The following is a 21,579-nucleotide window of genomic DNA, read 5'->3' on the forward strand; positions in this document are numbered from 1 at the left end:
AAGGAGGTGCCCCGTGAAGCGTCTGCTCTACCCGGCAATCGCACTGATGAACCGGCTGAGCTTCGGCCAGAAGTTCAGCCTCATCAGCGCCCTGTTCTTCCTGCCCATGCTCGCCACCAGCAGCTACCTGGTGCGCGACGCCTATCAGCAGTTTCAGGCAACCCGTGCCCAATTGCAGGGTATTACCCCGCTTAGCGGCAGCTTGGCATTGCGCACCGACCTGGAAGCCCTCGGCAACCTCATGCAGATCAATGCCGTGCTCGGGCAGTCGGGCCAGGCCGGCGACCTGGAGTCACGCATCGCTGCGTTGCAGGACAAGGTCCAGGCACAGGTGCAGGCCCTGCATGGCCATGAGTCGGTTCCCCAGGCCAAGCTGGACGAGCTGGCTGGCGCTTTTGCCAGCGCCCAGGCCGAAACGTCCTTGCAGGCCAAGGTCGCCCTGTTCGACAAGCTGCTGGCTCAAGCACAGGTGCTGAGCAAACTGGTGGCCAGCCAGTCCGGCCTGAGCCAGGACAGCCAGGTTTCGGTGCGCCAGTTGAGCGAACTGCTCGGCACTGCCACCGCCCAGGTGACCCTGGCCTTGGGCGAGGGCAGGACGATGGGTGCCATCGCGCTTGGCCGAGGGTTCATCGACTCATCCGGTAGCGTCCGCTTCGAAGACCTGCTGCAACGCCTGGAGCGTTTGGCGGCGGACTATGGCATGCGGGTGGATGAAGCCCTGGCCAGTGACCCCGGCGTCCCTGCCGACATGATCGCCGCGGCACAGGCCAGCAAGCTTTCCGTCAAGCAAGCCGCCGCGTTGTTCGAGGAGCGTGTGGTGGTCGCTGAAACCCTTGATGCGCCCTGGCCCGCCTTCTATCGACAGGTGAGTGAGCTGATGGCTCACACCTACCAACTGAACGAACAAGTCCTTGGGCATCTGCACCTGCAGTTGCAGGAGCGTCTTGGCCAGCAGCGCCTGCGCATGGTCGCCTTGGGGGCCGTACTGGCGGGCGTTTTCGCGCTGATCCTTTACCTCTACGGGGGCTTCTATGTATCGATCCGCACGACCCTGCGCAAGCTGGGCGGCGCGATGGACAAGGTGGCGGCCGGTGACATGACGGTCAGTTTCAAGGCCAACAGCCGCGACGAACTGGGCGAACTGGCCCAGGGTTTCAGCGAAACCGTGCGCCGTATCCGTTGCCTGATCGAGCAGGTCGGCCACACCGTTGTGGCGGTCGAAGCGCAGGCCGGGCAGGTACTGGCGGTATCGGCACGCAGCAGCCAGTCAGTCAGCGGCCAGCGTGAACAGATCGAGCAGGTCGCCACGGCGATGAACCAGATGAGCGCCACTGCGCAGGAAGTGGCGCGCAGCGCTGCATTGGCCGCCGATGGTGCGCAGCAGGTCAACCACGAAAGTGCCAATGGCCGCACGTTGGTGCAAGAGCAGCAGGGCAGCATTGGCCGGCTGGCAGCCGAAATCGACCAGACGGTGCTGGCGATCAATCAGCTGGCGGACGACAGCCAGGCGATCAGCCAAGTCCTGGAGGTGATCCGCAGTATCGCCGAGCAGACCAACCTGCTGGCACTCAACGCTGCAATCGAGGCAGCTCGGGCCGGTGAGCAAGGCCGGGGGTTTGCCGTGGTCGCTGATGAAGTGCGTACCTTGGCCAAGCGCACCCAGGATTCCACCGCGCAGATAGCGCAGATGATCCAGCGTTTGCAGGACGGTGTCGGGGCAGCGGTTCGCGCCATGGGCAGTAGCCATCAGATGGCGGCGGGCACGGTCGAGGAGGCACGCCAGGTGCAGCAGGCGCTGGGCAACATCCTTGGCGCGGTTGGCGGCATTGTCGAGCAGAACCAGCAGATAGCGGCGGCGGTAGAGCAGCAGACGGCGGTGGCCCATGACATCGACCAGAACATCGTGGCGATCAATCAGGCGGCACAGGACACCTCGGTGGGGGCTTGCCAGGCCGAGGATGCCAGCCGGGCATTGTCGGAGCAGGTGGTAGAGTTGAAACGGTTGATCGGGGCGTTCAGGGTTTAGCCAGTACTACCAGCCAAACAGCTCACAGGCGTTCTTGCTGCTGGCCTCGGCCAACACGTGCACATCAATGCCCATTACCTCAGCCAATGCCCCGGCAATCTCCGGTAGATGCTCCGGGCTGTTTCGCTCACCGGCAAACATCGCCGGCGCCATGTCCGGGGCGTCGGTTTCCAGCACGATGCTTTCCAGCGGCAGGCGCGGCAGGGTCTTGCGCAAGCGCACTGCCTGCGGCCAGGTCCCGGCACCACCCAGCCCGAGCCGGAAACCGAGCTTGATGTACTCGCGCGCCTCTTCATAACTGCCCGCGAACGCGTGGATGATCCCGGCCCGCGCCGGCTTGTAGCGCTTGAGTGTGGCAATCACCTGGGCATGGCTGCGGCGCACGTGGAGCAGGGCGGGCAGTTCGAAGTCACAGGCCATCTGCAGTTGTGCTTCGAACAGCGCTTGCTGGCGTGCCTTGTCCAGGGTTTCGACGTAGTAGTCCAGGCCAAACTCGCCCACGGCGCACAGCCGCGGATCGCCCTGCAGGCGTTCAAGCCATTGGCGCAACTGCACCAGGTGCTCGGGGCGGTGCTGCTCCAGGTAGATCGGATGCAGCCCAAGCGCTGCGCGCACGCGCTCATCGCTGCAGGCCAGGTCCCACACCCGCTGGAAATTGGCCTGATAAACCCCCAGCACTACCATGCGCTCCACCCCACGCCCTGCCGCGTCAGCCAGCAGGCGCGTGCGGTCGGCATCGAAGTCGGGGAAGTCCAGGTGGGTGTGAGTGTCGATCAGGCGCATGTTCAGGCCACAGTAATACGTTGCTTGAAGGTTCGACCGATGGCATGCACGCCGGGTTCGTAGCGTTTGTCCTCGATGGCCGCCAAGGCAAGTTCCAGGGCGGTGGCGGCGATCAGGCCATGTTGCTGGGCCATGGCGTTGACCGGCAGCGGCAGAAAATCGAGCAACTGGTTGTCACCGAAGGTGCCCAGGTGCAGCAGGCGCGAATCGGCCGGGCGCGCCTGCAGGGTGTCGAACACGCCTTGCAGCAGCACGTAGGACGTCGTGACCAAGGCATCCGGCAGGCCGCCCAGCTCGTCGATCAACTGCTGCATCAAGCGCTGGCCGCATTCGCGGCTGAATGCCTCGCCTTGATAACGGCGCACGTCCCCGGCAAAACCCTGCATGGCTTCGTCGAAGCCGCCTGCGCGGGCCTGGCTGACCGACAGCTCCGGGCGCGCACCGATCAGTGCGATGCTGCGCGGTGCCGTGGCCAGCAGGCTATCGGCCAACTGGCGGCTGGCATCGCGATCATCGCTGATGACCGAACAAAAGTGTGCCGGGTTCAGGCGCCGGTCGATGGCGATAACCGGCAGGCCCTTGTCCTGCAGTTCGCGGTAGCTGTCATCTTCGGGGGGCAGGCAACTGGCGACGAACAGGGCATCGCAACGCCGGGCCCGGAACAGCTGCTGCAGTTGGCGCTCACTGTCGGGCCTGTCATCGCTGCTGGCGATCAGCAGTTGATAGCCACGGGCGCGGGCGCCTTGCTCCAGCTGCTTGGCAATGCGCGCGTAGCTGGGGTTTTCCAGGTCCGGCAGAATGAAGCCCAAGGTGCGGGTATGCCGGCTGCGCAGGCCCGCAGCCTGGGGGTTGGGCGTGAAGCCGTGGGCCTCGACCACCGCACGCACCCGCTCGACGGTGCTGTTGCTGATGCGCTGCTGTTCGGCCTTGCCATTGATGACGTAGCTGGCAGTGGTCACGGACACACCAGCCAGACGGGCGATATCGCTGAGTTTCACCGAATTTTCCTTGTTATTACCGGGGCGGGCTGTACAACCAGACCGGGCAGTTTGACCCGGGCCGGCCACCACGCGCAGACGACCATTGTCGCAATTGTCCGACAGGATGGGGCTTTTTCCCCGGAAGATTATCGAGTAACGTGGCCGCTTGGTCAGATTAAACGTTTCAGCTATTAATTTTTCTGCCTTCCCTGCCGCTCGTGCAAGGCCGTTGACTGGCTGAATACGTGAATTTCACAACAATACCTCAGTACCCGGTGCAAAAGTGCGCGCAGGGGCTGCAAAAGGAGAAGGTCATGCTCGAGCTCGCCAAAGAGCAGATAGCCATGGGCCAGACGGCCGTCGACAAAGGCCAGGCTCTGCGCCTGCTGGCGGATCGACTGGTCGCTGACGGCCTGGTCGCCGAAGGGTACCTGCAGGGCCTGCAGGCGCGCGAAGCGCAAGGTTCTACATTCCTCGGCCAAGGCATCGCCATCCCCCACGGCACGCCGCAGACCCGCGACCTGGTGTATGCCACTGGCGTGCGTTTGCTGCAGTTTCCTGAAGGCGTGGACTGGGGGGACGGCCAGATCGTCTACCTGGCCATCGGCATTGCCGCACGCTCCGACGAGCACTTGCGTTTGCTGCAGTTGCTGACCCGTGCCCTGGGCGAGACCGACCTGGCCGAAGCCCTGCGCCGTGCCAGTTCCGCCGAAGCGCTGCTCAAGCTGCTGCAGGGCGCACCCCAGGCGCTGGCGCTGGATGCGCAACTGGTCAGCTTGAACCTGCCCGCCGAAGACTTCGACGAGTTGGCCTGGCGCGGTGCCCGCCTGTTGCAGCGTGCCGGGTGTGTCGACAATGGTTTTGCCGCGGTGCTGCAGCAGGCCGAGCCCTTGCCCCTGGGCGAGGGGCTCTGGTGGCTGCACAGCGAGCGGCAGGTACGTCAGCCAGGCTTGGCCTTCGTCACCCCGCAGCAGCCGCTGCGCTACCGCGACCAGCCACTCAATGGCCTGTTTTGCCTGGCCAGCCTCGGCGCTGCCCACCAGGCGCTGCTCGAGCGCCTGTGCGAGGTACTGATCGAGGGGCGCGGGCAAACGCTTTACCAGGCCACCAGCAGCCGCGCGGTACTTGAGGTGCTGGTTGGTGAGACCGCTCCCGACTGGCCCAGCGCTCGTTTCGTGCTGGCCAACCCACATGGCCTGCACGCCCGCCCGGCAAAAATCCTGGCGCAGTTGGCCAAGGGTTTTGAGGGCGAAATCCGCCTGCGTGTGCTGGACAGCGCGCAACCTGCGGTTTCGGTCAAGAGCCTGAGCAAGCTGCTCAGCCTTGGCGCACGCCGTGGCCAGGAACTGGAGCTGCTGGCCGAGCCGTCCATTGCCGGTGATGCCTTGCCGGTACTGCTGGCGGCAATCGAGCAGGGCTTGGGTGAGGACGTTGAGCCATTGCCGAAAACTGCGGCTGCGGTGAACCCAGCGCCCGTCGAGGTGTTGCAGGCGCCGGCTGCCGGTAGCCGTATCCAGGCCGTGGCTGCGGCCCCCGGCATTGCCAGTGGGCCCGCCCATGTCTGCGTCGAGCGTGACATCGATTATCCGCTGCGTGGCGAATCGCCAGCGCAGGAGCGGGTCAAGCTGCGCCGGGCACTGGAGACGGTGAACGCCGAGCTGCAGGCCCTGGTGCAGCGCAGCGACAAGGCCGTCGGCGAGATCTTCGTCACCCATCAGGAAATGCTCGCCGACCCTGCACTGGCCGACGATGTCGAACTGCGTCTGGCCCAGGGTGAAAGCGCCGCCGCCGCGTGGATGGCCGTGATCGAAGCGGCGGCTTGCCAACAAGAGGCGCTGCATGATGCGCTGCTCGCCGAGCGTGCCGCCGACCTGCGCGACATTGGCCGCCGGGTGCTGGCGCAGTTGTGCGGTGTGCAGACGCAGGCCGAGCCTGAGCAACCTTACGTGCTGGTGATGGGCGAAGTCGGCCCTTCTGATGTGGCCCGCCTGGACCCGGCGCGGGTTGCCGGTATCGTCACCGCCCATGGCGGCGCAACCGCTCACAGCGCGATCGTTGCGCGGGCCTTGGGCATCCCGGCGGTGGTCGGCGCGGGGGCGGCGATTCTGCTGCTTGAACCAGGTACGCCGCTGTTGCTCGATGGCCAGCGCGGTGTAGTCAGCGTCGCCCCGCCAGCCGATGAGTTGCAACGTGCGCTGGCCGAGCGTGACCTGCGCGAGCAGCGCCTGCAAGCAGCCTGGGCCAACCGTCATGAGCCAGCGGTAACCCGCGATGGCCATGCCGTCGAAGTATTCGCCAACATCGGCCAGAGCGGCGGCATCGACAAGGTGGTGGAGCAGGGCGCCGAAGGTATCGGCCTGCTGCGCACCGAGCTGATCTTCATGGCCCACTCGCAGGCGCCGGATGTCGCCACCCAGGAAGCCGAATACCGCCGTGTGCTCGATGGGCTGGGCGGGCGGCCCCTGGTAGTGCGCACCCTCGATGTGGGCGGGGACAAACCGTTGCCCTACTGGCCGATCGCTGCCGAGGAAAACCCCTTCCTCGGTGTGCGGGGCGTGCGCCTGACCTTGCAGCGCCCGCAGATCATGGAAGACCAGCTCCGGGCCCTGCTGCGCGCCGCGGATCAGCGCCCGTTGCGCATCATGTTCCCGATGGTCGGCCAGGTGCATGAGTGGCGGGAGGCGAGGGCGATGGTCGAGCGCCTGCGCGAGGAAATTCCGGTAGCCGACCTGCAACTGGGCATCATGGTCGAAGTGCCGTCCGCCGCTTTGCTGGCGCCACAATTGGCCCGCGAAGTGGACTTTTTCAGTATCGGCACCAACGACCTGACCCAGTACACCTTGGCCATCGACCGTGGCCACCCCAGCCTGTCGGCCCAGGCCGACGGCCTGCACCCGGCCGTGCTGAGCCTGATCGACATGACCGTGCGCGCTGCCCATGCCGAGGGTAAGTGGGTAGGGGTGTGCGGTGAACTGGCCGCCGACCCGCAGGCGGTGGCGGTGTTGCTGGGCCTGGACGTGGACGAACTGAGCGTGGCCGCCCGCAGCGTTGCCGAAGTCAAGGCCCTGGTTCGCCAGGCCGATCATCAGACGGCCCGCGCCCTGGCGCGCGAGGCCCTGCAACAAGACAGCGCCGCAGCGGTTCGCGCGCTGGTGGAGCGTTACTGAATGGCCAAGATCCTTACCCTGACCCTGAACCCGGCGCTGGACATCACCATCAGCCTCGACGCCCTGCGCCCCGGGCACGTCAACCGTGCCCAGGACCAGCACAGCCATGCCGCCGGCAAAGGGCTGAACGTGGCCCAGGTACTGGCCGACCTGGGGCACAGCGTGACCGTCGGTGGTTTCCTTGGCCAGGGCAACCTGCAACCGTTCGAGGCGTTGATCGAATGGCGCGGCTTTGCCGATTGCTTCGTGCGTGTACCGGGTGAGACGCGCAGCAACCTCAAACTGGTCGAGGCTGATGGCCGGGTGACCGACATCAATGGCCAAGGCCCCCAGGTCGATGAGGCCGCATGTGAGGCCCTGATGCGCCTGCTTGAACAGGTCGCCCCCGGGCATGACGCCGTGGTGGTGGCTGGGAGCCTGCCACGCGGTATCAGCCCGGACTGGTTCGCCCGGTTGCTCGAACAGCTCAAGGGCCAAGGCCTGAAGGTTGCCCTGGACAGCAGCGGTGCGGCCCTGCGCGCAGGCCTGCAGAGCGCCCCCTGGCTGGTCAAGCCGAACACCGAAGAGCTGGGCGAAGTGCTTGGCCTTGACGTGCACAGCGCCGCCGAACAGCAGGCTGCCGCCCAGCGACTGCTGGCCACGGGTATCGAGCACGTGGTGGTGTCGGCGGGGGAGCAGGGCGTCAGCTGGTTTACAGCTGGCCACGCGCTGCACGCCCAGCCACCGCAGGTGCAGGTTGCCAGCACGGTGGGCGCGGGCGACTCGCTGGTGGCGGGCATGGTTCACGGCCTGCTGCTGGCTGAAGCGCCTGCGCAGACCCTGCGCCGCGCCACAGCCATCGCCGCCCAGGCCGTGACCCAGGTCGGTTTCGGTATCCGTGACCGCGAGCAACTGGCGCGCCTGGAGGCCGCCGTGCAACTGACAAAACAACAAGAGGCTCGCCGATGAACATTGCCATTGTCACCGCCTGCCCCAACGGCCAGGTGTCCAGCGTGCTGAGCGCGCGCCTGCTGGCCGCTGCCGCCCAGCGCCGCGGCTGGAAAACCTGCGTGGAAGTGCAGGATGCCGAGCATCCCGACCGCCAGCTGAGCGCCGCGCAGATCGCTGATGCCGACTGGGTGCTGGTTGTCAGCACTGGGCCGGTTGACCTGGCCCGCTTCGCGGGCAAGCGTTTGTTCCAGAGCACACCGGCGCAAGCGCTGGCCGACCGTGAAGGTTTCCTCGACGAGGCGGCCGCAAATGCCCAGGTACAGGCCGATACTCATCAAGCCGAACAGCCCCTGGCCACTGCTGCGGCCAAGCTCGTCGCGGTAACCGCCTGCCCGACTGGCGTGGCGCACACGTTCATGGCAGCCGAAGCGTTGCAGCAGGCCGCGCAACAGCTTGGCTATCAACTGACGGTAGAAACCCAAGGCTCGGTCGGCGCGCGCAACCCGCTGTCGGCCCAGGCCATCGCCGAAGCCGACGTGGTGCTGCTGGCCGCCGATATCGAAGTGCCCACGGCCCGTTTTGCCGGCAAACGGATCTACCGTTGCGGTACCGGCATCGCCCTCAAGCAAGCCCGCGCCACGCTGGACAAGGCCCTGGCCGAGGCCAAGGTGGAAAGCGCAGGTGACGCTGCAGCCGCTTCAAGTGCCGGCAAGGCCGAGAAAACCGGTGTTTATAAACACTTGCTGACCGGTGTTTCTTTCATGCTGCCGATGGTGGTGGCAGGCGGCTTGCTGATCGCCCTGTCGTTCGTCTTCGGCATCGAAGCCTACAAAGAACCGGGCACCCTGCCGGCTGCATTGATGCAGATCGGCGGCGAGGCCGCATTCAAGCTGATGGTGCCGTTGCTGGCGGGGTATATCGCCTGGTCCATCGCCGACCGCCCGGGCCTGGCGCCCGGCATGATCGGCGGCCTGCTGGCCAGCACCCTGGGGGCCGGTTTCATCGGCGGTATCGTCGCCGGCTTCCTCGCCGGTTACAGCGCCAAAGCCATCGCGCGCTGGGCACGCCTGCCGAGCAGCCTCGATGCGCTCAAACCGATCCTGATCATTCCGCTGCTGGCGAGCCTGTTCACAGGCCTGGTGATGATCTACGTGGTCGGCCAACCGGTGGCCGCCATGCTCGAAGGCCTGACGCAGTTTCTCGACAGCATGGGCACCACCAACGCCATCCTCCTCGGGCTGCTGCTCGGCGGCATGATGTGCATCGACCTGGGCGGGCCGATCAACAAGGCGGCCTATGCCTTTTCGGTAGGGCTGCTGGCATCCTCGAGCTACGCGCCGATGGCGGCGACCATGGCAGCCGGCATGGTACCGCCGATCGGCCTCGGTATCGCCACGTTCCTGGCCCGGCGCAAGTTCGCCCAGAGCGAGCGCGAGGCCGGCAAGGCCGCTCTGGTGCTGGGTTTGTGCTTCATTTCCGAAGGCGCCATCCCGTTCGCCGCCAAAGACCCGCTGCGGGTCATCCCGGCAAGTATCGCCGGCGGCGCATTGACCGGCGCGCTGTCGATGTATTTCGGTTGCAAGCTGATGGCGCCCCATGGCGGGCTGTTCGTGCTGCTGATTCCCAATGCGATCAACCATGCGCTGCTGTACCTGCTGGCCATTGTCGCGGGTAGCCTGCTGACGGCGGTGGTGTATGCGCTGATCAAGAAGAGCGAGCGGGTGGAAATGGTCGTGGCGCCGGCCAAGGGCTAGGGCGTTCGATCATCACCGGCCTCATCGCTGGCAATTCGGCTCCCCAGGTACCCCACGGCTCTCAAGGCCATGGGTGTACCTGTGGAAGCCGGCTTGCCGGCGATAGTCCGCAACAGGCTCAGCGCCGATGCTTTTGCCGCAACGGCACCAGCAAATCCCCCAGGCCGTTGTGATCGACCTCGTGCATCAACGCCAGCAACCCACCCAGCTCACCCGCCGGAAACCCCTTGCGCGCAAACCATGCCAGGTAGTCACCCGGCAGGTCGGCGATGATCCGGCCTTGGTATTTGCCGAAGGGCATGGTGCGGATTACCAGCAGTTCAAGGGTTTCCGGTTTCATCGGCAGTGCCTGGCAGTGGAAGTGCGCCGACCATACTGCAATCTGCACGAGCGCCCAAGCGGCAATCATGCATAACGCCGTTTTCCAGCGAGGCGTTATTTTTTTAACCTATTGTTTTTAAAGTAATTTTATTCAATGGAAAGCTTGGCACGAAGGCTGCTCCTGTTTACATGACTATTACCTGCCAAGGAGTTTTAGCCATGAGCGACCTCAACAAAGATGTAATCGACGTGCTCAACAACCTGATCGAGTACAGCAAGGACGGCGAGAAAGGGTTCAAGGAGTCGGCCGATGATGTGAAAAACCCGGAGCTCAAAGCGTTCTTCGTCCAGCGCGCTGGCGAATGCGCCAATGCAGCAGGCGAACTGCAGAGTGAAGTGCGCCGCCTGGGTGGCGACCCGGAAACCTCCACCAGCGTCAGCGGCGACCTGCACCGCGGCTGGGTAAACCTCAAGTCGATGGTTACCGGTAAGGATGAAGAGGCCGTGCTCAACGAAGTAGAGCGCGGTGAAGACCATGCCCTCAAAGCCTACAAGGAAGCGCGTGAGAAGCTGGTCAAGCTGGGCCGCTCCGTCAGTGATTCGAGCTATATGCTCGTGGAAAAGCAACTGCAGGGCGTACAGCGTAACCACGACCAGGTGAAGGCACTGCGCAACGCCGCACGCGCCCGCTCCTAATCCGCAGGGCCCTCTACCCGGTTTCGGCCTTTGGCCTTGGCCCGGTAGAGCGCCTCATCCGCGGCACCCAGCATGGTCGCGAGGTCTTGTTGGGTGCCGGGGGTGTGTACGCTGATGCCGATGCTCACCGTCACCGCGTGTACATCATCGGCAAAAGGTGCCAACGCCTCGACATGCGACCGGATCCTCTCTGCCAGCAAACGGGCACCGGCCAGTTCGGTTTCCGGCAACACCACCTGAAACTCCTCCCCCCCATACCGCGCCGCCAGGTCTGCCGGGCGTCGTATGCACTGCTCGATCGTCTTGGCCACTTCACGTAACGCGTGATCGCCTCCTGCGTGACCATGGCGTTGGTTGAATGCCTTGAAGTGATCCACATCCACCATCAGCACGGCCAACGGCTTACGGTTGCGCTGGGCGCGCGCCCACTCCTGGCGCAACACCTGATCCAGCCGGCGACGGTTGGCCAGCCCCGTCAGGCTATCCGTTGCTGCCAGTGTGGCCAGACCCTCTTCGGCCTCATGCCTGCGGCGCAATTCGCGGCCCAGCAGCAGGGTGAGCCAGAGAATACCGATGCACAGCACGCCTGTGGCGATACTGACCACCAGCGCCGTGCGGCGCCATGACTGGAACACCTCATCGGCAGAATGCACCACCAGTATGATCAACGGCAGGTCGGCGACCCGGGCGAAGGTGTACATGCGCTGGGTGCCATAGAGGCTGGAGCGGGCTGTAAAGCTGCCGCTGCGCTCGCCCAGGATGCGTTTGAAGTTGGGGCGGTCGGCAACGCTGGTGCCGACCAACGGGTCCTGATCGCGGCGCGGCTGGCGGGCGAGCAACTGGCCGTCGACGTTGAGCAGGTTGATGCTGCTTTCATGGCCGATATCAAGGCGCTGGAACAGTTCACTGAAATAGGAGAGGCGCAGGGCCCCGGCGGCTACCCCGGCAAAGCTGCCATCGGCTGCGGAGATGCGCCGGCTGAAACTGATGCACCAGTCGAGGTCGCCGAGCCGTGCCTTGAACGGCGGGCTGATCAACAAGCCCAGGCCAGGGTCGCGGCGATGGGCCCGGAAGTCGAAGGTGTCGGCGAAATTGGCCTGGCGCGGGGTGACGCTGGTGGAGTCGCCCACGACGTCGCCATTGGCATCGAGCCAGAGAATATCGCCGCGCACCGGGGCCGCGAACGTCTGGTTGAAAAGGATCTGCTGGCGCAGGTTGGGGGCGACCTGCAGCAGTTCGGGATGCTGCACGGCCCAGATCAGCCCGCGCAGGGATTGGTCGTAAAGTTCGACGTTGCGCAGGATGTCGCTTTCGATCAGCTGGACGATATTGCTGGAGGAGCGGATGGCCGATTGCTCGACACTCTCGCGCTCGCGCCCCAACAGATAACTGACGATGCCCACGATAGCGAGCACGGCGATGCAACTGCCCAGATTGAGGATCAGCTCGGGGTGCGACCTGTAGAGTGCGAGACGCGGTAATCGAGTGGGCATGCGCGCTACTGCTGAGGCAGGGCCGGTTGCGGCGGGCGGTATTCTATGGAAGTGATGATTGTCGGACAAGATTTGTCCGACGGAATCATGCATTGGGCTGCTGTGCAGCCCATTGCCGGCAAGCCAGCGCCTACCGGTCTGCACACACCGTGTGGCGCTGACTTGCGGTCCCAGGTCAGAACACGTTCAACGGATAGTCGACGATCACCCGCAATTCGTCGTTATCGCTGTTGTTGTCGATCGACGCATACCCCTGGCTGCCGCGGTGTACGGCATAGCGCACCAGCACCGACAGGTCCTTGAAGTCGCCTTCCTGGAACACGTACTTCACATCCAGGTCACGTTCCCAGTGCTGGGCGTTCTTGCCATCGGCGCGGTAGTAGTCGTAGTGGGTGTTGTTCTGGTCAGCCTTGGTCAGGTCCGCCTCGCCACGCGAGTACGATACGGTGGTGCTGAGCCCTGGCATGCCGAGCCCGGCGAAGTCATAGCCGTACTGCAGCTTCCACGAACGCTCGTTGGGTGCGTTGAAGTCCGAGTACATGCGTGAGTTGTCCAGGTACACGCTGTCGCCCAGGTTGATGTAGTCGAACGGCGTGTCGCCATTGACCCGCTGGTAGGCGGCGGTAACGCTGTGGTAGCCGGCGTTGACGGTGAAGTGCACGCTGTAGGTGTTGTTGTCGATCTTGCCCAGCAGCGCCTGGCCGGTGTCCTGGGTGTGGTAGAAGTGCACGCCCGGGTTGAGGCTGACCAGGTCGTTGACCACGTAGGTGTAGTCGAAATCTGCGTAGTACTGGTTCCAGATATCCTTCAGCTCGGCGGCGTAAAGGTTGGCAGTGATGTTCTCGGTGCCGCTCCACGACGCGCCAGCCCAGTTCAGATGCTTGCTTTTGTCGTGCTCATCCAGCGAGCCGTAGTAGGTGTCGATGCGGCGGTGGCCGCTCTGGTTGTACGGCTTGGTGAAGCTGACCTGGCCACCTTCGAGCAGCAGGCCGTCGATGCTGGTGTTGGTCAGGCTGACGCCACGGAAGGTCTGCGGCAGCATGCGGGTTTCGCCGCCGGCGATCACCGGGTTGGTAAGGAACAGGTCACCGGCTTTGAGTTCGGTGTCGAAGGCCTTGAGCTTGACCGCCGCGCCTGCGGTGGAGAACGAGTGCGGGGCGGCGCCCAGTTCACCGTTGTCCTTCACGTGCTTGGGCAGGATGCTGGTGCCGGCATGGCCGCCACCGCCATCGAGCTTCAAGCCCAGCATGGCGTGCGCATCGAGGCCAAAGCCGATTACGCCTGGCGTGTAGCCCGACTCGAAGCGGGCAACCGCGCCTTGGCCCCACTCGCGGGTGTCGCGCACGCCGCTGTTGTGGTTGTCGCGGTTGAAGTAGGCGTTACGAAAATGCAGGTTGAAGGACGAGCCTTCGATGAAGCCATCAGCCTTGTCTTCATCTGCCTGGGCGGCGAAAGGCATCGTTGCAGTCAATGCAATGAACAGCGGGGTAAAACGAAACGCGGAAGGCACCGGTACTAGCTCCTTTGATCTGACGGTGGGGCAGTTTTTATTTTTGAATGTGCAACTTTCTTGTTAGAGAAATAACGGCCGGGCTGATCGTCAAAGCACATAAAAAAAGCCGCTGATCGGCAGCGGCTTTAAAAGGCTAACATATCGGCACCGGCGGTGCCCATGGTGTAGCCGGGGGGAAACGGGAGCGGCATCGTTGCGCGATCAGCTCTCGGCATTGGCGTCGAGGGAAACCTTGGAAGCTGTCTGTTCTGCATCTTTGCCTGCGTCGGCCTTGTGCGCTACGGCCTCGCGGGCTTCCTGGTGAACAGCAGCAAGATGTGCATTACGGGCGACGAAAGCCGGGGATTCTTCGGCCATGGCCAGGGGCGACAACAACAGGGAAGACAGAACGAAAACGCTGGCAATACCCATACTGTTGGACATGTTGAAACTACCTTCTTGCGGTGCAAGTGCTAATGGAGACAGGGCTAAAGTTAGTCTCTTCATTGCCTTGGAAACAGCACCTGGCGCGATAAGCACTGTTGCGCAAAAGGTAACTATCCCTGAGAAAACCATTAGACCTTGGCCGCAAAACCCTGCAGTTGAGCGTTTGGCAGGCGAATGCCGAAGGTGTTGGCACCTGCCTCGCTGCGCACAAAAACCTCACCCCCGTGCATCAGCGCAATCGCCTTGACGATGGCCAGCCCCAACCCATGGTTGCCCCCGCCACTGTTGCTGCGCGCCGCATCCACCCGGTAGAACCGCTCGAACAGCAGTGGCAGGTGATCGTCATCGATAGCCGGCCCGGGGTTGCTCACGGCAATGCTGACCTGCTCCGGCCCGGCATCGATATGCACGCGGATCACCTGGTGCGGCGCGGTGTGCTGCACGGCATTGTTCAGCAGGTTGATCAACGCGCGGCGCAGCTGGGCTTTTTCGATGGGGGCCTGGGCATCGCCGCTGACAGTGACGCTGACCTGGGCGTCTTCGAGGATGTAGTCGAGGTAATCGAGGGTGGTGGCCACTTCGTCGGCCAGCGATACCTGGGTCAGGGCGGTGGCCTTGCTGCCCTGGTCGGCGCTGGCGAGGAACAGCATGTCGTTGATGATGCTGCGCAGGCGTTCAAGTTCTTCCAGGTTCGATTGCAGCACCTCGAAGTAGTGTTCGGCGCTGCGCCCCCGGGTGAGGGCGACCTGGGTCTGGCCGATCAGGTTGGTCAGCGGCGAGCGCAGTTCGTGGGCAACGTCGGCGTTGAACGCTTCCAGCTGCGAATAGGCCTGGCTGACCCGGTCGAGCGCCGCGTTGAAAGCACCGGCGAATTGCGCCAGTTCCGGGGCCAGGTTGACAGTTTGCAGGCGGCCATCCAGGCGCGGGGGGGCCAAGGCCTGCGCCTCGTTGGACAGCGCCAGCAACGGGCGCAGGCCAATGCGCGCCACCCAGTAGCCGAGCACCGAGGCCAGCAGCACTCCGAGCACCGCCAGCCCGACGATGGCCACCAGCAGGCTGTGCTGGGCCTGCCAGAAGGTCTCGGTATCGATGGCGATCAGAAAGCGCAGTGGCGGGCGAGCGGCCAGGGCCGGCAACTCGCTGACCAGCACCTTGTAAGGGTAGGGCCGGTCAGGCAGGCGCAGGTCGCGCATCCCCTCCGGGCCTTCGGCGAATGCGCGTACCCTTTCGCTGGGGTGGCCATATTCGAACGCCGGGTCGCTGCCGACCACCCAGAAGCGGATGCGTTTGTCTTCCTCGCTGAGCAGGTTGAGCTTGTTGCTGATCTTTGCCCAATGCTCCGGTGTGCCGAAGCGGTTGAGGGTGGATTCCAGCACGCTGAAGCGGGCGTCCAGTTCGGCCGCCGGCAGCATGTCCAGGCTGTGGTCGACCTGGCGGTACAGTGCCGAACCGATCAACAGGAACACGCCCATCGCCACCAGGATGAACAGCGCCGACAGGCGCAGTGCGATGGAGTTAACCGGCACGGTTTTCCAGGACATAGCCCATGCCTCGGATGGTATGCAGCAGCTTGTTGTCGAATGGCCCGTCGAGCTTGGCGCGCAGGCGCTTGATGGCCACTTCGACGACATTGGCATCGCTGTCGAAGTTGATGTCCCAGACCAGCTCGGCGATGGCGGTCTTGGAGAGGATTTCGCCCTGGCGCCTGGCCAGCACGCTGAGCAGCGAGAACTCCTTGGCGGTCAGGTCCAGGCGTTGGCCGCCGCGGCTGGCCTTGCGCGCCATCAGGTCGATCCACAGGTCGCCGACCTGCACCTGCAGCGGCTCGTGGCTGCCACTGCGGCGAGTCAGGGCCTGCAGGCGGGCGACCAGTTCAAGGAAGGAGAACGGCTTGCCAAGGTAATCGTCGGCACCTTCGCGCAGGCCGTGGATGCGGTCCTCGACGCGCTCGCGGGCGGTGAGCATGATCACCGGCGTCTGCTTGCGCGCACGCAAGGCACGCAGCACGCCATAGCCATCCAGGCCCGGCAGCATCACATCGAGCACGATCACCGCATAGTCACCTTCAAGCGCCAGGTGCAGGCCGTCGATGCCGTCCCGTGCCAGGTCGACAGTAAAGCCTTGCTCGCTCAGGCCGCGATGCAGGTAGTCAGCGGTTTTCTCTTCGTCTTCGATGATCAGCACACGCATGGTCTTGTCTCAGTGGGTACTCGGCGCGACCGCGCTGGCGGCCTTGCGGCGATGGAACAGGCGCTCCAGGGCCAAGTATATGACCGGGGTGGTGAACAGCGTCAGGGCCTGGCTGACCAGCAGGCCGCCGACCACAGCGATACCCAGCGGCTGGCGCAACTCGGCACCGGCGCCAAAGCCGAACATCAGCGGCACCGCGCCGAGCAGGGCGGCCAGGGTGGTCATGATGATGGGCCGAAAGCGCGTCAGGCAGGCCTGGTGAATCGCCTGCTCGGGCGTCAGGCCATGGCGGCGCTGGGCTTCAAGGGCGAAATCGATGAGCAGGATGCCGTTTTTCTTGACGATGCCGATCAGCAGCACCACGCCGATCAGGCCCATGATGCTGAAGTCCTTGCCCATGGCCCACAGCAGTAGCAACGCGCCCAGGCCCGCCGAAGGCAGGGTCGAGATGATGGTCAGCGGGTGCACCAGGCTCTCGTAGAGCACCCCAAGGATGATGTACACCGCCACCAGTGCGGCGAGGATCAGCCACGGCTGGCTCGACAGCGAACTCTGGAAGGCCTGCGCCGCGCCCTGGAAGTTGCCGCTGATCGAGTCGGGCATGCCCAGTTCGCGCTGGGTGCGTTCCAGGATCGCCACCGCATCGCCCAAGGCCACGCCGGGGGCTAGGTTGAACGACAGGTTGGCGGCCGGGAACAGGCCATCATGGCTGATCGACAGCGGCCCGGTGCTGGGCGCGGCGACATGCGCCAAGGCTGACAGCGGCACCATTTCGTTGCTCAGGGGCGAGCGCAGGTAGAAGAAATTCAGGCTTTCGGCCTTGCCGCGCTGTTGCGCGTCCAGTTCCAGGATCACCTTGTACTGGTTGGTCTCGGTCTGGAATTCGCTGATCTGCCGCTGGCCGAACGCATCGTACAGCGCCTGGTCGACGTCGGTGGTGGTCAGGCCGAAACGGGCCGCAGCCTGGCGGTCGATGTCGATGCGGGTAACGCTGGCGCCCAGTTGCAGGTCGTTGGACAGGTCGCGCAACGCCGGGTTTTCGCGCAGGCGCTCGGTCAGGCGTTGGGTCCACAGGTTGAGGGCGACGCCGTCGTTGCTTTTGAGCACGTACTGGTACTGGGTACGTGACGGGCCGGAGCTGAGGTTGATGTCCTGGCCGGCCCGCATGTACAGCACCACGCCTGGCACCTGCGCGAGTTGCGGGCGCAGCCGGTCGATCAGCTCGCTGGCTGAAACATCGCGCTCGCCGCGGGGCTTGAGGGCGATCCAGAAACGGCCGTTGGCGATGGTCTGGTTGCTGCCGGTAACCCCTACCGAATGGGAGAAGGCCCTCACGGCGGGGTCGGCTTCGATGATTTTCGCCAGTGCCAGGTGCTTGTCGATCATCGACGGGTATGACACATCCGCTGCTGCTTCAGTGGTGCCGAGAATGAAACCGGTGTCCTGCAGGGGGAAGAAACCCTTGGGGATGGCCACGTAGCCGACCACCGCCAGGGCCAGGGTCAGGCCGAACACGCCGAGGGTCAGGCGCTGATGGGCCAGCGCCCGGTCCAGGCCCTTTTCGTACCACTTCAGCAGCCGGTCCCCGAAGCCGCCGTGATGTTCCGTGGGCGGGCGACGCATGAACAGCGCGCACAGGGTCGGCGCCAGGGTCAGCGACACCACCACCGAAATCAGAATGGTTGCTGTCGCGGTCAGGGCGAACTCCTTGAACAGCCGGCCCACCACGCCGCCCATGAACAGCAGCGGAATGAACGCGGCAACCAGCGAGAAGCTGATCGACACCACGGTGAAGCCGATTTCGCCTGCCCCTTTGAGCGCCGCCGTGCGGCTGTCTTCGCCGGCTTCCAGATGGCGGTGGATGTTTTCCACCACCACGATCGCGTCGTCCACCACAAAGCCGACAGCAATGACGATGGCCACCAGGGTCAGGTTATTGAGGCTGAAACCGAACACGTACATCAGCGCGCAGGTGGCGATCAGCGATACGCCCAGCACACTGGACACCACCAGGGTGGCCGACCATTGGCGCAGGAACAGCGCCATCACCCCGATCACCAGGGCCACGGCGATGATCAGGGTCAGTTCCACCTCATGCAGCGACGCGCGGATGGTCTGGGTACGGTCCTGCAGCACCGACACCTCGACCGAGGCCGGCAGCATCTCCTGCAGCTTGGGCAGGGCACCGAGCACGCGGTCCACGGTGTCGACGATGTTGGCGCCAGGCTGGCGGAACACCACAAGGTTCAGGCCCGGCTGGTTGCCGGACCAGGCTTTGACGTAGGCATTCTCGGCGCCGTTGATCACCTTGGCCACGTCCTGCAGGTGCACGGGGGCGCCGTCGCGGTAAGAGACAATCAGCCTGGCGTAGTCCTCGGGGTGGAACAGTTGGTCGTTGGCGGCGATGGTCGACACGCTGTGCTCGCCATACAGGGCGCCCTTTGCCAGGTTCAGGCTGGTCTGCTGGATGGCCTGGCGCAGGTCGGCGAGCGTAAGGCCCATGGCGGCGAGCTTTTCCGGCTGCGCCTGCACACGGATGGCCGGGCGCAACTGGCCGGTGATGTTGATCAGGCCGACCCCTTCGATCTGGCTCAACTGGCGCGCCAGCAAGGTTTCGGCATAGTCGCTGAGGTCGTTGCCGGGCATCTGTGCGGAGCTGACGGTGAGCACCAGTACCGGGCTGTCTGCCGGGTTGACCTTGCGCCAGGTCGGCGGGTTGGGCAGGTCCTGGGGCAGGCGTGAGGTAGCCGTGTTGATGGCCGCCTGGACCTCCTGGGCGGCGGTGTCGATGTTCTTGTCCAGGGTGAACTGCAGGATCAGGGTGGTCGAGCCCAGTGCGCTGCTGCTGGTCATCTGGGCCATGCCGGGGATGGCGCTGAACTGCACCTCCAGCGGCGTGGCCACCGAAGAGGCCATGGTTTCCGGGCTGGCCCCAGGCAGTTGCGCGGAGACCTGGATGGTCGGGAAGTCGGCTTCCGGCAAGGGCGCCACGGGCAATCGGGTAAAGGCGATGACACCCAACAGCACCAGCGCGAAAGCCAGCAGCAGCGTGGCGATGGGGTGGTCGATGCACCAGGCCGACACGCTGTTGCGGCTATTCATGGCTGGCTCCGGCGGCCGGCCATTTCCGACGGCGGCGGTGCGTTGGGGGTGACCTCCACGCGCGAGCCGGGCTTGAGCCGCGACTGGCCATCGAGCACCAGACGCTCCCCCGGTTTGACCCCGGCAATGATGTTCAGCCCACTGTCCTGGTACAGCACCTTGACCGGCACACTGGTGACCTGGTCACCGTCCAGGCGATAGACGAAGTGGCCGTCGACGCCGCGCTGCACCACTGGCGGCGGCACCACCAGGGCATTCTCCTGGACGGCAGTGCGCAAGCGGATGGTCACCAGTTGCCCCGGCCACAGCCGGCCGTCCTTGTTGTCGAACTCGGCCTTGACCCGCACCGTGCCGGTGTTGGCCGAAATCTGGTTGTCGATCAGGGCCAGGTGGCCTTCACCCAGCAGGTTGCTTTCGCCATCGGCGTCCATGTAGGCCTGCACCAATGCGGGCGTGGGCGCCTTCAGCAGGCCCTGCAGGGTTGGCAGCATCTGTTGCGGCAGGGAGAACTCGACCGCGATGGGGTCGATCTGGGTCACGCTGAACAGGCCCTGGGTATCGCTGGCGCGCACCAGGTTGCCGGGGTCGATGTTGCGGATGCCGACACGCCCGGTGACGGGGGAGCGAATCTGCGTGTAGGAGAGCTGGACTTCGGCATTGGCGATGGCGGCCTGGTTGCCTTTTACGGTGGCTTGCAGCTGATTGACCAGCGCCTGTTGCTGGTCGAGGGTCTGCTTGGACACGCCGTCATCGCTGCTGAGCAGGCGGTAGCGCTTGAGGTCGACGCCGGCCACCTGGATTTGAGCCTGGCTCTGGCCGAGCTGGGCGCGGGCCTGGTCGAGGCTGGCGCGGATGCTGCGATCGTCCAGGGTGGCCAGCAGGTCGCCTTGCTTGACCCACTGGCCCTCTTTGACCAGTACCCGGGTCAGCACCCCTTCGACCTGCGGTTTTATTTCGACGCTGTGCAGCGACAGCACGGAGCCGATGGCGCTGGCGTAGCGCGGCACGTCCTGCTGGGCAACGCTGACCACGCGCACCGGAACGGCGCTTTGGGCGCGCGCAACCGGCGCCTCCTGGCGCTGGCCATACCAGATGCCCAGTGCTGCAAGGGCGAGCAGGGCGGTGGCGGCCAGCAGGAGAGGGCGGGTAGGACGTCGCATCGGCGCGGGCACCTTGGCCAAGAGGAGGGGGCGGTTATTGAAGCTTATAGCGCTGTGACCGGGTCGGCAGCGTGACAGCTGGCTGACAGCGCTGACAGGTTGGGGGCAGTTGGTAGCCCTACCGCGACCCTGACCGATTCATACCTCTGCTCCCCTTGATTCGTAAGAAGATTCTGAATCTGAAACCAGATGCTTCAAGAGCGAAGCCATGACGAATTATCCTACGCCCTCTGTCGGATGGCGTCTGATAGGCGGGGAACTGTTTCAGCGATAACTTCACGGTTCGCCACAACGGCGAGCGGCCGTGAGAAGCCGCAGCTGTATCCAGGATGCCATTTTTCATGGCAGCCGTGCGTGTGCGGGCTTCGGTCCGGGCCGCGGTTCCTGGACGCGGTCTTCTCACCTCGCGTACGGCTGCCACCCAATCCGTGAGAAGAACAAGGTGGTCGCTTTCCAATAGCATCTTCAGGAAAGTCATCATGAAAAAAATCGTTCCCGATCCACCGGACTCATTCCCGATCCCTTACATCACAATCATCGCCGACCTCTCCCCCGAAGACGCCAGGTCTCACGCTGCTGCGCTGATGGACTGCCTCTGCAAAACCAGCCAGCTCTACCTCGACACCGAAGCCGAAGACCATCGCTACGCGCTGCTGGAAAACCTCGGCATTCTCACTGAACTGCTGCGTGTCCTTGTCGCCCATATGGCGATGCAAGGAGATCATCCATGAGTGATGAACTGAAATCGCGCAGCACAGCCGGCAAGGAAACATTCCTCGAGTTGTACGCCATCCAGCCGGGCATACCGCTCGATCATGCTTTCGACGAGCTGTCGGTCTTGCTCGGTTGTATCCGGCATTTGAGCGAGGAAGCCGAAATGGAAGGCAACATGATCGCAGGCAGTGCGGCACGCATTCTCAGTGCCATGGCCAAAGCACTGATCAACGACATGGAAATGGGCATGAACCGCAGCGCTTGAGCGGTTGTGGGGCCGCTTTGCGGCCCATCGCCGGCAAGCCCGGCTCCCACATGGATCGC

Annotated in this window: 17 protein-coding genes; 7 read left to right on the forward strand and 10 right to left on the reverse strand. The window is 64.4% G+C overall.

Going from position 1 to position 21,579, the window contains the following annotated elements:
* Positions 1–13: 13 nt before the first annotated feature.
* Positions 14–2,026 carry a methyl-accepting chemotaxis protein gene (locus BLX42_RS04880; RefSeq protein WP_161871255.1) on the forward strand — a complete coding sequence of 671 codons (2,013 nt, stop codon included), beginning with the start codon at positions 14–16 and terminating at the stop codon, positions 2,024–2,026.
* A gap of 6 nt (positions 2,027–2,032) precedes the next feature.
* Here the strand turns inward: BLX42_RS04880 and BLX42_RS04885 are convergent, their stop codons facing one another.
* Positions 2,033–2,809: a TatD family hydrolase gene (locus BLX42_RS04885; protein ID WP_046784521.1), complete on the reverse strand. Its 777-nt coding sequence runs from the start codon at positions 2,807–2,809 to the stop codon at positions 2,033–2,035.
* A 2-nt stretch (positions 2,810–2,811) separates the two neighbouring features.
* The gene (cra, locus tag BLX42_RS04890) at positions 2,812–3,807 is read right to left on the reverse strand and encodes a catabolite repressor/activator (RefSeq protein ID WP_012316208.1); all 996 of its coding nucleotides are present in this window, start codon (positions 3,805–3,807) and stop codon (positions 2,812–2,814) included.
* Positions 3,808–4,103: 296 nt separating this feature from the next.
* On the opposite strand from cra, the gene ptsP reads away from it, so the two are divergent.
* From ptsP to BLX42_RS04905, 3 genes are read left to right on the forward strand one after another with little or no spacing between them, the layout of a single operon-like run.
* Positions 4,104–6,956: a phosphoenolpyruvate--protein phosphotransferase gene (gene ptsP / locus BLX42_RS04895; protein WP_161871256.1), complete on the forward strand. Its 2,853-nt coding sequence runs from the start codon at positions 4,104–4,106 to the stop codon at positions 6,954–6,956.
* Positions 6,957–7,904, forward strand: coding sequence for a 1-phosphofructokinase (gene pfkB, locus BLX42_RS04900; RefSeq protein ID WP_161871257.1), 948 nt, complete (start codon positions 6,957–6,959; stop codon positions 7,902–7,904).
* Positions 7,901–9,640 (forward strand): PTS fructose-like transporter subunit IIB, encoded by a 1,740-nt coding sequence (locus BLX42_RS04905; protein WP_115273890.1) that lies wholly within the window; start codon positions 7,901–7,903, stop codon positions 9,638–9,640. Before pfkB ends, BLX42_RS04905 begins: the two co-directional genes overlap by 4 nt.
* Before the next feature lie 118 nt (positions 9,641–9,758).
* On the opposite strand, the gene BLX42_RS04910 is transcribed toward BLX42_RS04905, so the two are convergent.
* Positions 9,759–9,980, reverse strand: a complete 222-nt coding sequence (locus BLX42_RS04910) for a DUF3820 family protein (protein ID WP_012316204.1) — start codon at positions 9,978–9,980, stop codon at positions 9,759–9,761.
* A gap of 200 nt (positions 9,981–10,180) precedes the next feature.
* On the opposite strand from BLX42_RS04910, the gene BLX42_RS04915 reads away from it, so the two are divergent.
* Complete coding sequence (locus BLX42_RS04915; protein WP_046784517.1) at positions 10,181–10,657, forward strand: PA2169 family four-helix-bundle protein; 477 nt, start codon at positions 10,181–10,183, stop codon at positions 10,655–10,657.
* Here BLX42_RS04915 and BLX42_RS04920 read toward each other — a convergent pair.
* The 7 genes from BLX42_RS04920 to BLX42_RS04950 form a co-directional block, all read right to left on the reverse strand.
* Positions 10,654–12,150 (reverse strand): diguanylate cyclase, encoded by a 1,497-nt coding sequence (locus BLX42_RS04920; protein WP_161871258.1) that lies wholly within the window; start codon positions 12,148–12,150, stop codon positions 10,654–10,656. The genes BLX42_RS04915 and BLX42_RS04920 overlap by 4 nt on opposite strands.
* A gap of 175 nt (positions 12,151–12,325) precedes the next feature.
* Positions 12,326–13,660, reverse strand: coding sequence for an OprD family porin (locus BLX42_RS04925; protein WP_161871259.1), 1,335 nt, complete (start codon positions 13,658–13,660; stop codon positions 12,326–12,328).
* Positions 13,661–13,864: 204 nt separating this feature from the next.
* On the reverse strand, positions 13,865–14,086 hold the full coding sequence (locus BLX42_RS04930; RefSeq protein WP_161871260.1) for a hypothetical protein: 222 nt from the start codon (positions 14,084–14,086) through the stop codon (positions 13,865–13,867).
* 131 nt (positions 14,087–14,217) lie between these two features.
* Positions 14,218–15,630, reverse strand: a complete 1,413-nt coding sequence (locus tag BLX42_RS04935) for a heavy metal sensor histidine kinase (RefSeq protein ID WP_046784513.1) — start codon at positions 15,628–15,630, stop codon at positions 14,218–14,220.
* Positions 15,605–16,279: a heavy metal response regulator transcription factor gene (locus BLX42_RS04940; RefSeq protein ID WP_012316198.1), complete on the reverse strand. Its 675-nt coding sequence runs from the start codon at positions 16,277–16,279 to the stop codon at positions 15,605–15,607. Before BLX42_RS04940 ends, BLX42_RS04935 begins: the two co-directional genes overlap by 26 nt.
* A gap of 9 nt (positions 16,280–16,288) precedes the next feature.
* Complete coding sequence (locus tag BLX42_RS04945; RefSeq protein WP_161871261.1) at positions 16,289–19,381, reverse strand: multidrug efflux RND transporter permease subunit; 3,093 nt, start codon at positions 19,379–19,381, stop codon at positions 16,289–16,291.
* Complete coding sequence (locus tag BLX42_RS04950; protein ID WP_046784511.1) at positions 19,378–20,541, reverse strand: efflux RND transporter periplasmic adaptor subunit; 1,164 nt, start codon at positions 20,539–20,541, stop codon at positions 19,378–19,380. Before BLX42_RS04950 ends, BLX42_RS04945 begins: the two co-directional genes overlap by 4 nt.
* Before the next feature lie 479 nt (positions 20,542–21,020).
* Between BLX42_RS04950 and BLX42_RS04955 the strand changes: the two genes are divergently transcribed.
* The gene (locus BLX42_RS04955; protein ID WP_042111742.1) at positions 21,021–21,272 is read left to right on the forward strand and encodes a hypothetical protein; all 252 of its coding nucleotides are present in this window, start codon (positions 21,021–21,023) and stop codon (positions 21,270–21,272) included.
* Positions 21,269–21,520: a DUF3077 domain-containing protein gene (locus BLX42_RS04960; RefSeq protein WP_012316194.1), complete on the forward strand. Its 252-nt coding sequence runs from the start codon at positions 21,269–21,271 to the stop codon at positions 21,518–21,520. Before BLX42_RS04955 ends, BLX42_RS04960 begins: the two co-directional genes overlap by 4 nt.
* The last annotated feature ends 59 nt before the right edge of the window (positions 21,521–21,579 follow it).

Source organism: Pseudomonas sp. SG-MS2 (genome assembly GCF_009933855.1).
Lineage (GTDB): Bacteria > Pseudomonadota > Gammaproteobacteria > Pseudomonadales > Pseudomonadaceae > Aquipseudomonas > Aquipseudomonas putida_E.

Coding starts and splice junctions, on each gene's coding strand:
- BLX42_RS04885 (WP_046784521.1), bottom strand. CDS start 2,809: ATGCGCCTGATCGACACTCACACCCACCTGGACTTCCCCGACTTCGAT.
- ptsP (WP_161871256.1), top strand. CDS start 4,104: ATGCTCGAGCTCGCCAAAGAGCAGATAGCCATGGGCCAGACGGCCGTC.
- pfkB (WP_161871257.1), top strand. CDS start 6,957: ATGGCCAAGATCCTTACCCTGACCCTGAACCCGGCGCTGGACATCACC.
- BLX42_RS04905 (WP_115273890.1), top strand. CDS start 7,901: ATGAACATTGCCATTGTCACCGCCTGCCCCAACGGCCAGGTGTCCAGC.
- BLX42_RS04910 (WP_012316204.1), bottom strand. CDS start 9,980: ATGAAACCGGAAACCCTTGAACTGCTGGTAATCCGCACCATGCCCTTC.
- BLX42_RS04915 (WP_046784517.1), top strand. CDS start 10,181: ATGAGCGACCTCAACAAAGATGTAATCGACGTGCTCAACAACCTGATC.
- BLX42_RS04920 (WP_161871258.1), bottom strand. CDS start 12,150: ATGCCCACTCGATTACCGCGTCTCGCACTCTACAGGTCGCACCCCGAG.
- BLX42_RS04930 (WP_161871260.1), bottom strand. CDS start 14,086: ATGTCCAACAGTATGGGTATTGCCAGCGTTTTCGTTCTGTCTTCCCTG.
- BLX42_RS04935 (WP_046784513.1), bottom strand. CDS start 15,630: ATGTCCTGGAAAACCGTGCCGGTTAACTCCATCGCACTGCGCCTGTCG.
- BLX42_RS04940 (WP_012316198.1), bottom strand. CDS start 16,279: ATGCGTGTGCTGATCATCGAAGACGAAGAGAAAACCGCTGACTACCTG.
- BLX42_RS04945 (WP_161871261.1), bottom strand. CDS start 19,381: ATGAATAGCCGCAACAGCGTGTCGGCCTGGTGCATCGACCACCCCATC.
- BLX42_RS04950 (WP_046784511.1), bottom strand. CDS start 20,541: ATGCGACGTCCTACCCGCCCTCTCCTGCTGGCCGCCACCGCCCTGCTC.
- BLX42_RS04955 (WP_042111742.1), top strand. CDS start 21,021: ATGAAAAAAATCGTTCCCGATCCACCGGACTCATTCCCGATCCCTTAC.
- BLX42_RS04960 (WP_012316194.1), top strand. CDS start 21,269: ATGAGTGATGAACTGAAATCGCGCAGCACAGCCGGCAAGGAAACATTC.